This is a genomic window from Streptomyces sp. S.PB5 (assembly GCF_030403745.1).
In the GTDB taxonomy this organism is placed as follows: Bacteria; Actinomycetota; Actinomycetes; order Streptomycetales; family Streptomycetaceae; genus Streptomyces.
The window spans coordinates 1-11,731 of record NZ_JAQMWP010000049.1 but is presented as its reverse complement, the minus strand read 5'-3'; the positions used below and the strand labels follow the sequence as shown (position 1 = coordinate 11,731).

Genomic DNA, 11,731 nt, shown 5'->3' with positions numbered 1-11,731 from the left:
CGACGAACCCGCCCTGCCCACCGAACTCACCGCATAGCCTCAAAACCGAGATCACCGAGTGGCCGTCAATACACCACTTCGGCGGACGTGACCTGCGCAAGAAAGCGCAGGCCATGGTGGCGAAGTGACGACACGTGCCCGCCACCCGCCTCTCATGCGTCCGGGCCTGACGAAGCGGAGCGGGATCAAGCCCAGTCAGCTCGTTGACCGGCCGGATGTTCTTCTCAGCAATCCGGTCCTCACACATCCCTGACGCCGCGGCGTCCGTGGGATGGATGACCAGGCTCTGCACGGCGGCGCAGATGCCCACAGGATCATCCGGCAGCCCTTCGATGAGCGGGAGCTGTGCCACGTCCAGGCTCGTGAAGGGCCCGGGCCGAGAGTAGTCGAGCAGGTCACCGGTCATAACCGAACATCGTAGGGACCGGGGCTGACCACCAGACACCCCAGCCCAGACCGGCCCTCATCGTTGCTACAACGCGCCAGCATTCCGCAGCCGAGCCCCCTCAAGCATTCCCAGAACTCACCATCCCCTGTTGCTACTTCCCACCGGCACCATCTGGCTTTGTCCACGAGAACGGACAGCAGATGTACACCACTTTTCCGGAAGGCACCCCGCCGCACACAGAAGCCGACCTGCCCAGCCGACACGACAGCGGCCGGATGTCCTTGGGCAGGCGGGCCAGCCGCCGCAGCGTCAGCGACGTCACCTGCGCTTCCGCCGTCGGCGAGAGCAGGAACGGGGCGAAGGCATCGGGGCCGACCCGGGCCTGCGGAGGTTGGGCGTCCGAGGCTCTGCGAGCCTCCAGGACGACGGCGTCCGCGGTCAACGCGCCGGCCCTGAGCGCCGCGGCGAGTCCGTCGACGACATCATCGTGGTCCCTGTGCCGGTGCAGCAGCAGGACCTCGATCAACGCCCGGGTGCCCGCCGCGTCCCCGTGCGCTTTGCATGCCGCGGCCCACCACGCGTCGTGGACCGCGGTGCACCTTCCCGTCGCGCGCCCTCGCCCAGGAAGGCCACGATCAGGCGTCCTTGGCCGTCCAGCCGGGGCACTCCCGCCAGCCAAACGATGCGTTCCTGGCCGTCGGGCCAGCGCACACCGGCCGGAGATCGTCGCGTACGGTGCTGTGTCGAGGGCCTCAAGGCCTGTACGGGCCGCCGAGCTGGGGCAACGGGCTCCGCAGCCGTCCGATCCGGAAGGAAAGCGCATGGCACTGCAGGTTCTTCGGGCGCAGGACAGAACACCCGCGCCATGGAAGAACGGCGGAGGCGTCACCTCCGAAGTGGCCGCCCGCCCCGAGGGGGCGGGGACCGGCGATTTCGTCTGGCGCGTCAGCATCGCCGATGTCGCGCAGAGCGGACCGTTCTCCGTCTTCGAGGGCGTGGACAGGATCATCACCGTCGTCGACGGTCCCGGCATGGCCCTGACGGTTGACGGCACTTCGCACGAGATCGCCGCCCCGTACGAGCCGTTCGCCTTCTGCGGTGACTCCGAAACGGAGTGCGAGCTGCTCGGCGGCCCGATCATCGACTTCAACGTCATGGTGCGGCGCGCTGATGCGACGGCGGGAGTCCGGATCATGCGCGACCGCTTCGCGGTGCGGCCGGAAGCCGGAACCTGCGTGCTCGCAGTGGTCCTTCACGGGTCGGCCACCCTCGGCCGGCAGTCCGTCCGCCTCGACCGCCTGGACGCCGTACTGTTCGCCGAAGGGGACGCCGACGACATCGACGTCGACGGAGTTCTCGCACTGGTCACCGTCGCCGACCGCGGTGCGGACTGACCCGGCGGGCCCGGTTGCCCCACCGGGGCGGATCGCGAACAGCGGCAGTCGCCGGGCCCCGGCTTCCTCGGGCCATGGGCAACGCAGTCCGTTTTCGCGGCACCGAGGATGGCTCTCTCCACTCGCCGTGACGCCATTTTCTCGTGAACATTTACTACGTCGAGCGAGTTCGTGTGCTGCAGACGCGCTCCAGAAGTTTTCCCCGCACCACGTGGTACACAGCTCCCTGGACGCCGACGGCCGGCCGGTCGTGCACCTGCCGCCCCCAGGGCCCGACCCGGGCGGGCAGAACGCCCTCCAATGCACCGCAGGCCGCGCCGCTCGGCCCGGCGCCGGGGTGCGTTGAGACGGCCTTCCTCGGGACGGCTCGGGGAGGTCAGGCGGTGGCCTCGGTGTCCACGTGCAGGAGCAGCAGGTCGAACTCGGGCCCGTCGGCGGTGTTCCGGTAGGCGCCCGCGTATGCGCAGCCGAGCGTGCCTTCGCCTGGCTGCACCAGTTCAAACGGCTCGGCATCCGATACGAACGACGCGCCGGTCTCCATCAGGGCCTGCTCGAACTGGCCTGCAGCCTCATATGCCTCCACCGCCGTTGTGGGCCGTGATCGCGGTGTGCGGCGCCGGGCTGGTCAGGGCCGAGCAGTGACCGGTCCCGGCACCGGTGGCGGTTGCGGCGTCACCGGGCACCCCCACGGCTGTCCTCGGAGTGATCCATGAGGGCCTCGGCCCGGCCCCGGCGGTTCTCCTGCGGGTCGGCCTCTTGACCTGCGCGGCCGGCCAGGCCCCCCGCCGCATGCCGCGACACACGGGGCTGACTGGTGGTCAGGCGTCCGGCTGCCAGGGTGCGAGGGCGGTGTCGACCGCGTCCGCCACCATGTTCTCGTCGAGCCGGGTACCGAGCATGAACCGCTGGAAGAGCAGCGGGCCGAGAATGTGGGAGACCAGGGCCTGTAGATGTTCCTCGGCGCCGGGACGCAGTTCACCACGTGCGACGGCGGCAGCGAGCACGCCGCCCAGGTCCTCATCGGCTCGGCCGAACATCTCCTCCCGCAGGCGCCGGGCGAGGCAGGCCCTGGCCGCGGACAGGCCGGCCCCGGCCGGTGAGCACGAGGAGGCCGTCGAGCCCGCCCTGCGTGCCGTCAGCACGCGCGGGGCGGCTGTGCGCTGAGGCTTGCGGCGGCCGTATTTCCCAACGGCGTGCGGGCGCGGGAGGGGCGGCTCATGATGGGGGAATCCGGCTGTTGCGCCCTTCCGAGTCGAGGAGACCGACGACATCATGAGCTCCTTCTCACCCGGTTTCCGCGGGCGGGCCCGTTCGCTGGCAGACCGGCTGCCTCCCGGCCAGTACCCGACCGAGGAGTTCCCCGTGCTGTCCGCGGGGCCGACCCCGCGGGTCTCCACCGACACCTGGGCCTTCACCATCACCACGGAGACCGGGGATACACACTCCTGGACCTGGGAGGAGATGATGGACCTGCCACAGCAGGACACCGTCACGGACATCCACTGTGTGACCCGCTGGTCCAAGTTCGCCACCCCGTGGCGCGGAGTCCCCATCGACGCCTTTTTCGAGGACGTGGAGACGTCCGCCGACTTCGTCGTCGCCCACAGTTACGGCGGCTACACCACCAACCTCCCGCTGGAGGACCTCCTCGACGGCAAGGCCTGGGTCGCGCACACCTACGACGGCTACCCGCTCTCCCCGGAACACGGCGGTCCGGCACGGCTTCTCGTGCCGCACCTCTACCTCTGGAAGTCGGCCAAGTGGGTGCGCGGACTGCGGCTCACGCACGAGGACGAGCCGGGCTTCTGGGAGACTGCCGGCTACCACAACCACGGCGACCCCTGGCGCGAGCAGCGCAACTGGGGAGACTGAGCATGGCGATGCCCCTCGCATGGCGCCGGGCCCGCCTCGACGAGCGCCGCCCGCAGACCGCCACCGCCCGCACCCTGCTGTTCACCGTGCCCGGCTGGCCCGGCCATCTGCCCGGCCAGCACGTCGACGTGCGCCTCACCGCCGACGACGGCTACCAGGCCGTACGCAGCTACTCGCTGGCCGCGCCCGCCGACGCAGACCGGATCGAACTGGGCGTGCAGGCCGTGGCCGACGGCGAGGTCTCGCCCTACCTCGCCGACGACCTGCCGCCGGGCGCCGAGGTCGAGATCCGCGGCCCGCTCGGCAACTGGTTCGTCTGGCACCGCGAACAGACAGAGCCCACGCTGCTCGTCGCGGGCGGCTCGGGAGTCGTACCGCTCGCGGCGATGATCCGGGCCCACCGCGAGGCCCGCTCGACCAGCCCGTTCCACCTGCTGTACTCGGTCCGCACTCCGGCCGACATCTGGTACCGCGACGAGCTCACCCACCACCGGGACCCCCACCTCGACGTCCACGTCCTCTACACACGGCAGGCCCCGCCCGCCAGCCCCCGGCCCCCGGGCCGCCTCACGTCGACCGACCTGGACAAGCCCGCGGCCCGTCTCGAGCCGACCAGCCCGGTGTACGTCTGCGGCCCCACCGGCTTCGTGGAGACGGCCGGCAACCTGCTCCTCGACCTGGGCCGCGACCCCGCCACCATCCGCACCGAACGCTTCGGCTGACCGGAGGTCCTGATGGCAGACGACACCGCCCACCTCGACGGCAACTGCCTCGCCGGCCCGCTCTCGGAGATCCTCTCCGTGGAGGCCACCACGGCCTGGTGGCGCTGCCCGCAGTGCTCACAGTCCGGCCCACTGGCCCAACTCCACGTCTACGGCCCCGAACCGGGCCTGACCGCGCGATGCCCGGGCTGCGCATACATCGCCCTCCGGCTGGTCAGGGAAGGGGAACACATCTGGCTCACGCTGGGCGGCGGGACCGGGGCGTTCCGCTTCCGCACACCGTAGAGCCCACGTCCACGGGCCCTCCACCACCGGCGTGGACTCCCACGCGGCACCACGCCACCGGGGCACGACCGCGGTCCTACCCCGGCGCCGACCGCCACCGCCACCGCCACCTACTCGTCTGACGCAACCGGTCCAGCGGCGAACTCGCTTTCTACCTGTGCTGGTCACCCACCGAAGTGGCCCTGCCGGAAATGGTCCGCGTCGCCAGCATCCGCTGGATGCATCGAGGAGTGCCTCCAGGCCGCCAAGGGCCAGGCCGGACTCGACCACTACCAGGTCAGGCACAGGACCTCATGGCACCGGCACATCACGCTCGCCATACTTGCCCTGGCCTTCCTGACTGCCCTCGTCGCCGACGCGGTCCCCGAACGGTCAGCCGAGGCACACCGTCCCACCCGCAGCCAGGATCCGATCACGCTGACCGTCCCGGAAATCCGCCACCTACTCGCCGCCGTCTTCAACCCACCGGCCGTGACTGCGACCAGGCTGCTGTACTCGTCCAACTGGCGCAGACTCCACCAGCCCAAAGCCGACGCAGCCACTACCGACGACGGAACGCCAACGAACCTGCCGGATAGACCACGAAACCGCTCTGGAGTACCAGGCGGATGTTCTCGGCAACGGTGATCCGATGGTCCACGCCGTCTGCATCACCGACGGACTCGGCGACGTACTTGGCGACGCGGGCCGCTACCGCGCTGTCGGTCACCGTGGATTGGGCGAACGCGTCGCTGCGGATGGCGTGAAGGTCGAGCTGTCTGCCCCAGCGCACGGCCCGTTCCCCGGTCGCTGGCAAGTACGGGGTGCGGATTCGGTCCTGCACCCCCACCTTCAGCCGACGACAGAAGCCGCTAAAGGGTCACGAACCGCCCTCTATGTCGAGGTCCTCTTGGCCTCCAGCCGGGTGCGCCACTCCTGGAGCCGTTTCATCGGCAGGTCGTGCAGGTTCTCGTCGACGCCGTAGACCGTGCGCTGCTCGGCGTCGATCTCCAGGGCGAGAAGGGCGAGGGCCTCCTGGGCGTCACCCGTGTGCTCCAGCGCCTTGATCAGGTTCCAGCGGATGGAGCGGGTGCTCCCCTCTCGCGCCCGCCCGAAGGACCGCGACGTCTCGTACAGGGACCGCAGCCGCCGTACCGCCTCCGCGTGGTCCCCGTTCAAGTCCATGACTTCGGCCAGGCGGGACTCCCAGGCATGGGTCTCCTCGTGGTGCGGGCCGTGCAGCCGGGTCACGTCCGCGAGGAGGGCTTCGGCGTCGGCGATGGCCGCCTCCAGGTCGCCGGCCTTGCGGCGGGCCCAGAACACGGCGCCCCGCGCCCTGACGGTGTCGGGATCATCGGGGCCGAACCAGGCCGTCCGGTCCACGACCAGGGCCTCCAGTCGTGACAGCGCCTGCGCCATGACGCCCTCGTGGCTGAACCAGTAGGCCAGTGCGGCACGGGCTGTGAGGGTGTCCGGATGGCGGGGGCCCAGCTTCCTGGTCAGGTAGGCGACGGCCGCGTCCCCATCCCAGCCCCGCAGGGAGTCCGGCCGCTCGGAGCCCCGGAAGCGCCGCATCAGCCGCCGGGTGCCCCAGGTTCGGCGCCGCCGCTCTTCGTCACCCATCAAACGCACCTCCGCTGCCCTTCTGCTGTCCCAGGTCACGGCCGACTCCCGAAAGCCTTTCTCCGGTGGATGAGAAACCCCTCCCGTGCAGTAGCGAGCTGCAGCTCCGCGTCGCGACTCATTTCCCCTTCAGCCCTGCGGCCTCCTATTCGGCCTGCAGCTCGGGACGTAGGCGTGGGCGCGACGGAACGAATCACCGTGATCCTGCGCGCCACCGGTGTCCTGAAGCACAGCATGCGTCCTCGACAGGCTGTGGCAGAACGAGAACGGCTTTCCCCATGAGGCCCCCCACCGGCAGAACCGGGCTGCAGCGGATGCCGAGCACGCCAACCTCCTTCTCTGCCACGGCCTCCGGGCTCCTCCATGATGGACGATCCCCCGACGGCGCGGATACTGGCTTCGCGCTATGCATAGGACGCCTGTAGGGAGGAAACTCATGTATCGAGGAGAAGGGGGGCGCTGTGACGGGCGAGGACTCGGTCGGATCACGGTGGGCTGCGGGAGACCCGCGTCACCGGGCACCGGGCCCTACCCGGCCGGTGCAGGTTCCGGCCGGGGCAGTCAGGGTGGCGTGGAGGGAGACAGAGGATGCCCACCGCGTGGCTCATCGATACGGTGTTCTGAGCGCGCTGTTGGGGGCGGGTGTCGATGCGGCCCGGATACAGGTGTTTCACGACCTGGAGGACGACGGCGCGTACTGGATGGTTACCCTGGACGACGCGCGCACGGCTGTGCTGACCGATGACACGGAAGACCATGTGGTGCACGTGGAAGGGCCGTGGCCGTTCAAGGCCGTGTTCCTCGGCCTGGACGGCGGCGCCCGAACGAAGATTGATTACTCGATCGAGGATCTCACAGCCGACCTCGTGACGTGGTGCACCGAAGCAGGGGGGCCACCAGACGATGCGCCCTGACGATCGGGCTGAAATTCGCCGGGAGCACCGGTCGCCCAACTCCTTGAGGGCGATGGGGACACCTCGCTCTTCGAGTGGGTGCCAGATGTTGCCTGCCTCGTGAGCACGACAACCCAACCTGCAGCGCTGTCCCTGTGACTTCGAACAACGCGTCACTGCGTCGGGCCAGGCATCTGTAAAAGTCTTCCCGAAAGTGGGACATGAACTCGAATGCCTCGTGCCGGGCGTCGTGGTGGAGCAGACTCATCCCCTATGGCCTCCGCTTGACCCGATACCTCTGTGCCGGAGCCACGAACACGCCTGCGTCCGCTGCTCACTCCTGCGCCCCGATCCCGCCCAGCGCGGCCGTCTGGTCGAGATCCGCGACAACCTCATCGACCGCATTACTGAGGCAGAGCAGCAAGGCTGGCCGGGCGAGATCGAAGGACTCCGCGTCAGCCTCAGCGGCGCCGAGTCCAAGATCAACCAGATTGACACGACCGCCGGAAGCGGGCCCGTACTCCTCGGCACGCCAGCGCAGCGATAGCCTGCCGGTCCGCCAATCCGGGGAGCCTGCCGTGTTGTTCAGCCATCTGGGCAGGGGATCAACGGCCCTCGTGCTGAGAGATCGCTCCAGTCCTCCGACGAGTGCGTTGTCTCTTCAACCCACGCGTCCGCATTCTCACTGTCGTCCGCGCCGCCGGCGGGCACCAGAAACAGAGCTGTCCCGCAATGCTCGGTTGGGTACAAACGAGGTGGAGGGTCTGCTGTCAGCGGCGGCGAAGGACGGGGGCAAGCGGACCCGCCTATGCTTCCGCCATGCAGCAGCCTCCATCCATGGCGATGACCGACGGTGACCTGGTTGCGGCGTTCCCACACCAGCTTGCCAATGACGTTCGCGCGGTCTTGGCGGTCATGCCGGAGGCCCGGATCGCACCTGCATCGCCGTTTTCGGTGTACGTGGGCGATGAAGCCGTCGCCATCCCGTATCGGATCTATCAGGATGAGCTGCCTGTCGACGTGGTGTGCTCGCTGACGGTGGTGCAGCAGGCGATCCTGCATTGTCTGTACTCACGGCACTGCGACGGGCTGGTCCGCCAGCGTCACCTGGAGCAAATCGCCAGTTCCGACGAGCTGTGGGTGGTGCCGTTCGTGGTGCAGTTGGTCGGCGAGTATGTCTTGGAGATCTTGGAGTCCATCCAACGCGGCCTTTCCGACCTGCGCTCCAAGCGGTCTACCCAGCGGCTGGCGTACGGGGACTTCATCGCACGGAATCCGGGGTTCTTCGCGCGGACCGAGCGCCGGGTGGTGAGTTACTGGTCTTGCTATTACCGGTGGAAGTTCCCCGTTTTCGACACATACCCGGGCTGCCATCTGCTGGAGTTGCTGCGGGCCGCCGCAATCGACTGCACGGGCAGGCCATGGCCCTGCCACATGCCCGCCGAACTAACGGCGGAGACCGGTCCGTGAGATGAGCACCGTCGCCGTCACCCGACGAGTGCGAGGTTGTGCAGGCGGGCGATGCCGAGCACCGCATGGTCGACGCCGTCGCCTTTCAGCCGACAGTCGCGAAGGATCTTCCACGTCTTCATGCGGGCGAAGACGTGCTCGACACGGGCCCGGACCTGCTTGTGGGACTTGCTGTGCGCCTGCTTCCAGGCGGGCAGTTCCTCGTCCTTCGCGTGGCGGCGATGCGGGATGACCAGCCCTGTTCCCCGGTAGCCGCCGTCGGCGATGGTGGTCGTGGTGCCGACTGCCGTCTTGGCGCCGGACTCGCTCCAGGCCCGGCAGTCGTTGCGGTTGCCGGGCAAGGGCTGGCCGACCACGACGACCAGACGGGTGTCGGCGTCGATGACCACCTGGTGATTGGTGGAGTAGCGGTCGTTCTTCGACTGCTCTGAGATCTTGTGGTCGCGGGTGGGCACCGGCCCTCACGGCGGACCTGCCCGGCCTGAGCGGCTTCGCCCGCGGGCTCACCAATGATCTCGACGCCGTCACCGCCGGGCTCACACTCCGCTGGAGCTCGGTCGGCATCGAGGGCGCCGTGAACCGCATCAAAAAGATCAAGAGGCAGCTGTGCGAGCCCCCGAATTCGACCTGTCACGGAAGATGATCCAGCTCGCGTGACCCGCCGCTCTGGCTCATGCGCCCCGCAGTTGAGCATTGTCATCAGAGGTTGGTCACCAGTAAGTTCGATCCGCCTTTGTTCGAGCGACGGGGAATACGGGGCCTGGGGTGGCACTGCTGGACACACTGGTGACAACAGCCGCTGGGACGTTGTCCGCCACGATCGGGGTCCTGGTCGGGGGCATCGTCACGCACCGGGCCCAGGACCGTCAGTGGCTGCGGGACAAGCAGCTGCTCGCCTATCAAGAACTGATCAGCCACTACGCCAAGTTCACGATGATCATCAGCCGCGCCCATGCCGATCGACAGGGATGGGACTACGACTGGAGCGAATGGAGCGCGACCCTGACCCGTGCCAGCCTGGTCGCCCCCACGGCCGTCGCGGCGGAGATCGACAACTTCGGCAAGGCCATCGGCGTCTTCCTGGACCAGGTGGCGCGCGACCCGGCACGCGACCCGGCGCGTGATCCGTTGAGCCAGGAGGAGTTCGCCCAGGCCAATAGGGCGCCCGCCCAAGCCCAGGTGCAGTTGGTCAACGCCATACGACGCTCACTGAGCAAAGATCAAAAGGCACTGCCCTTCTGGATAGGTGGATCTCTCGCGGGCAGTCCCAAAGACACCTGATGACCAGGCACCGCCGGAAAGCCCGTCCGTCGCCCACGATCGCACGGCGCATCCCGATACTCATCAAGGAATCGAACACGCCCATCACCGACCGTGACGGCTCCCGTGATCGCTGCTAGAGCCCGCTGGTGACCGCCCTAGCCACCAGGATGCTGAATCCGAGTTCACGCAGGGGCGACCTCGGCTGCGTTGGTGTTGTGGGGGATCTTGCTGTTCAGTGCGTTTATATGCGTCTTGACCGGAACGAGCTTTCCGCCGATTTGCACGAGAACATCGCGCTTCTCGTCGGGGGCTGTGGTGAGGGCTGCGACGGCAACGGCTTCCAGCGTGAGGTTGGGCGGTGTGGACGATCGCGAAATTCCCCAGGCGGAAGTTCACGTAATTCCCCAGCTACTGACGTGAGCTGACGGTGAGGCAGACCGTGAGCTGTTTCCAACCTCAGCTTGAGCAGGTCAGATGCAAAGGTGAGGACCACACCCGCAGCAACCGCTTCAAGGGCTGAACACTTCGCGAAGCGCTGCAGGCGGTCGCGAACTGGCCGGTCGGCAACGACGACGAAAGGCGGATCAGCGCGCCGGCTCAGACGTGCCTCGCGCCTGGTCACGGCTGGCGACCACCAGGTATCCATCGCTCTCGGGGTCGAAGGTGGTGGACTGCACCGTGAGCCCAACGCTCCGCAACTGCGCCACGAGGTCCTCGTACCGGTAGGGCCAGATGGACAACCGCTCCGAGCAGGCTCGCACTGCCCCATCCGGCTCGATCTGGGCGACCACGATCTCGAGGAAGTGTTCCTGCTCCCAGCGCTGCTCGATCTGCCAGTAGTAGCTGACGACCGCATCGCGGTCGTTGCGGCGGATGAGTCGATCGCGGACGTCTACCCGTGAGCCGGCGGAGCGCACGAGCTCCCAGTTGCGTGAGTGGAGCACAAGGCGTCCGCCCGGATTCAGCAGCCGCGACATCGCGTCCAGTGCGGTCAGGCGCCCGGCTGCCCCCTCAGCGTGCCCGAGCGAGTTGCCGACACAGAACACCAGATCGAACGTGGAGTCCTCCAGGTGGTCGGGCAGCTCGTCCCAGCTCGCGCGGAGGGCTCGAAGCGAGACACCCTGCTCGTCGGCGGCCTTCTCGGTCCGGCGAACCATCCCACTGCTGGCGTCTGCGGCGACCATGTCAAGGCCAAGACTCGCAAGACCGACGGCGAGCTGGCCGGTTCCACACGCGCAGTCGAGGACGCGCGCGTTGGGCGGCAGAGAGCCCACGACATCGCTGTAGTAAACCGCGGCTGCCTTTGCGGGGGTCAGCCTGTCGTCCCCGATCAGCCACTCGTATACGTCGGAAAGCGCCCCATAACCAGCCACCGCGATAACCTCCATCACCCGCGACACGCGGGCTAGACCGCGCCTGCGATTCGGACCTTGCGCCTCGCACTGTGCCGGGCCGTGTCAGCGAAGCATTGAGCAGGACCCAACCACTTCCGGCCGCTGAGACTCCACCGGATTTCGTGGGAAACCGCGACACGCCGCACCGACGCAGGTCCACTCCACCGGCGTCCTAACGGCCACGATGGGGACAGCGGCCGGCAAGCGCGCGTTCACTGCGGAGCGCTTTAGGCACAGCCATCCAAACTGATTGCCGAAACGCCGCGTCCGGATGAAGGACCGCCAGCGACCGCCTCTACTGCCACGTATCCCAACGACGTCCACCGGTTTTTCCTATTTGGTCTTGTCGGTGGGGTTCCTAAGGGCCGTCCCGTAAATGATCTTCGGGTCGCCTCGGGCACGGTTGGTCGTTGCGCGGCCCGTTGAACTATCCGGTGAGGGCGAGGTT

The 11,731-nt window shown here is 68.1% G+C and carries 13 protein-coding genes and 3 pseudogenes; 9 read left to right on the top strand and 7 right to left on the bottom strand.

All coding sequences use genetic code 11. The features are described from left to right. Both PH203_RS49345 and PH203_RS49340 read right to left on the bottom strand, forming a co-directional pair. Positions 1 to 406, bottom strand: a pseudogene (locus PH203_RS49345) (hypothetical protein); the annotation flags it as partial. 133 nt (positions 407 to 539) lie between these two features. Beyond that, a complete protein-coding gene (locus PH203_RS49340; protein ID WP_289929483.1) occupies positions 540 to 914 on the bottom strand; it encodes a hypothetical protein in 375 nt (124 codons plus the stop codon). Between the two features lie 295 nt (positions 915 to 1,209). On the opposite strand from PH203_RS49340, the gene PH203_RS49335 reads away from it, so the two are divergent. Continuing rightward, positions 1,210 to 1,782: a HutD family protein gene (locus PH203_RS49335; protein WP_289929482.1), complete on the top strand. Its 573-nt coding sequence runs from the start codon at positions 1,210 to 1,212 to the stop codon at positions 1,780 to 1,782. 469 nt (positions 1,783 to 2,251) lie between these two features. Continuing rightward, positions 2,252 to 2,383 (top strand): annotated as a pseudogene (locus tag PH203_RS49330) (IS5/IS1182 family transposase); the annotation flags it as partial. 217 nt (positions 2,384 to 2,600) lie between these two features. Here PH203_RS49330 and PH203_RS49325 read toward each other — a convergent pair. After that, positions 2,601 to 2,924 (bottom strand): TetR-like C-terminal domain-containing protein, encoded by a 324-nt coding sequence (locus PH203_RS49325; protein ID WP_289929480.1) that lies wholly within the window; start codon positions 2,922 to 2,924, stop codon positions 2,601 to 2,603. Positions 2,925 to 3,054: 130 nt separating this feature from the next. On the opposite strand from PH203_RS49325, the gene PH203_RS49320 reads away from it, so the two are divergent. From PH203_RS49320 to PH203_RS49310, 3 genes are read left to right on the top strand one after another with little or no spacing between them, the layout of a single operon-like run. Next, entirely contained in the window at positions 3,055 to 3,654 is a 600-nt protein-coding gene (locus PH203_RS49320) for a sulfite oxidase-like oxidoreductase (RefSeq protein WP_289929479.1), read from the top strand. A gap of 8 nt (positions 3,655 to 3,662) precedes the next feature. Beyond that, a complete protein-coding gene (locus PH203_RS49315) occupies positions 3,663 to 4,376 on the top strand; it encodes a ferredoxin reductase (protein ID WP_289929487.1) in 714 nt (237 codons plus the stop codon). 12 nt (positions 4,377 to 4,388) lie between these two features. Continuing rightward, positions 4,389 to 4,661: a DUF6510 family protein gene (locus PH203_RS49310; RefSeq protein ID WP_289929477.1), complete on the top strand. Its 273-nt coding sequence runs from the start codon at positions 4,389 to 4,391 to the stop codon at positions 4,659 to 4,661. Between the two features lie 541 nt (positions 4,662 to 5,202). Here the strand turns inward: PH203_RS49310 and PH203_RS49305 are convergent. Further along, a complete protein-coding gene (locus tag PH203_RS49305; protein ID WP_354671332.1) occupies positions 5,203 to 5,484 on the bottom strand; it encodes a replication initiator in 282 nt (93 codons plus the stop codon). A 50-nt stretch (positions 5,485 to 5,534) separates the two neighbouring features. Then, positions 5,535 to 6,263, bottom strand: a complete 729-nt coding sequence (locus PH203_RS49300; protein ID WP_289929474.1) for a tetratricopeptide repeat protein — start codon at positions 6,261 to 6,263, stop codon at positions 5,535 to 5,537. Positions 6,264 to 6,862: 599 nt separating this feature from the next. Between PH203_RS49300 and PH203_RS49295 the strand changes: the two genes are divergently transcribed. The 3 genes from PH203_RS49295 (at position 6,863) to PH203_RS49285 (ending at position 8,626) form a co-directional block, all read left to right on the top strand. After that, entirely contained in the window at positions 6,863 to 7,177 is a 315-nt protein-coding gene (locus PH203_RS49295; protein ID WP_289929472.1) for a hypothetical protein, read from the top strand. 193 nt (positions 7,178 to 7,370) lie between these two features. After that, positions 7,371 to 7,703: a hypothetical protein gene (locus PH203_RS49290; RefSeq protein ID WP_289929470.1), complete on the top strand. Its 333-nt coding sequence runs from the start codon at positions 7,371 to 7,373 to the stop codon at positions 7,701 to 7,703. A 290-nt stretch (positions 7,704 to 7,993) separates the two neighbouring features. After that, positions 7,994 to 8,626 (top strand): hypothetical protein, encoded by a 633-nt coding sequence (locus PH203_RS49285; RefSeq protein ID WP_289929468.1) that lies wholly within the window; start codon positions 7,994 to 7,996, stop codon positions 8,624 to 8,626. Between the two features lie 17 nt (positions 8,627 to 8,643). Here the strand turns inward: PH203_RS49285 and PH203_RS49280 are convergent. After that, positions 8,644 to 9,081 (bottom strand): annotated as a pseudogene (locus PH203_RS49280) (transposase); the annotation flags it as partial. 310 nt (positions 9,082 to 9,391) lie between these two features. Here PH203_RS49280 and PH203_RS49275 point away from each other — a divergent pair. Further along, on the top strand, positions 9,392 to 9,907 hold the full coding sequence (locus tag PH203_RS49275) for a hypothetical protein (protein ID WP_289929467.1): 516 nt from the start codon (positions 9,392 to 9,394) through the stop codon (positions 9,905 to 9,907). Between the two features lie 566 nt (positions 9,908 to 10,473). Here the strand turns inward: PH203_RS49275 and PH203_RS49270 are convergent. After that, on the bottom strand, positions 10,474 to 11,277 hold the full coding sequence (locus tag PH203_RS49270; RefSeq protein WP_289929485.1) for a class I SAM-dependent methyltransferase: 804 nt from the start codon (positions 11,275 to 11,277) through the stop codon (positions 10,474 to 10,476). Between the last annotated feature and the right edge of the window lie 454 nt (positions 11,278 to 11,731).

Excerpts from the sequence above, each read along its gene's own strand:
- PH203_RS49320 (WP_289929479.1), top strand. The coding sequence starts at position 3,055 with ATGAGCTCCTTCTCACCCGGTTTCCGCGGGCGGGCCCGTTCGCTGGCA.
- PH203_RS49335 (WP_289929482.1), top strand. The coding sequence starts at position 1,210 with ATGGCACTGCAGGTTCTTCGGGCGCAGGACAGAACACCCGCGCCATGG.
- PH203_RS49315 (WP_289929487.1), top strand. The coding sequence starts at position 3,663 with ATGCCCCTCGCATGGCGCCGGGCCCGCCTCGACGAGCGCCGCCCGCAG.
- PH203_RS49270 (WP_289929485.1), bottom strand. The coding sequence starts at position 11,277 with ATGGAGGTTATCGCGGTGGCTGGTTATGGGGCGCTTTCCGACGTATAC.
- PH203_RS49310 (WP_289929477.1), top strand. The coding sequence starts at position 4,389 with ATGGCAGACGACACCGCCCACCTCGACGGCAACTGCCTCGCCGGCCCG.
- PH203_RS49285 (WP_289929468.1), top strand. The coding sequence starts at position 7,994 with ATGGCGATGACCGACGGTGACCTGGTTGCGGCGTTCCCACACCAGCTT.
- PH203_RS49300 (WP_289929474.1), bottom strand. The coding sequence starts at position 6,263 with ATGGGTGACGAAGAGCGGCGGCGCCGAACCTGGGGCACCCGGCGGCTG.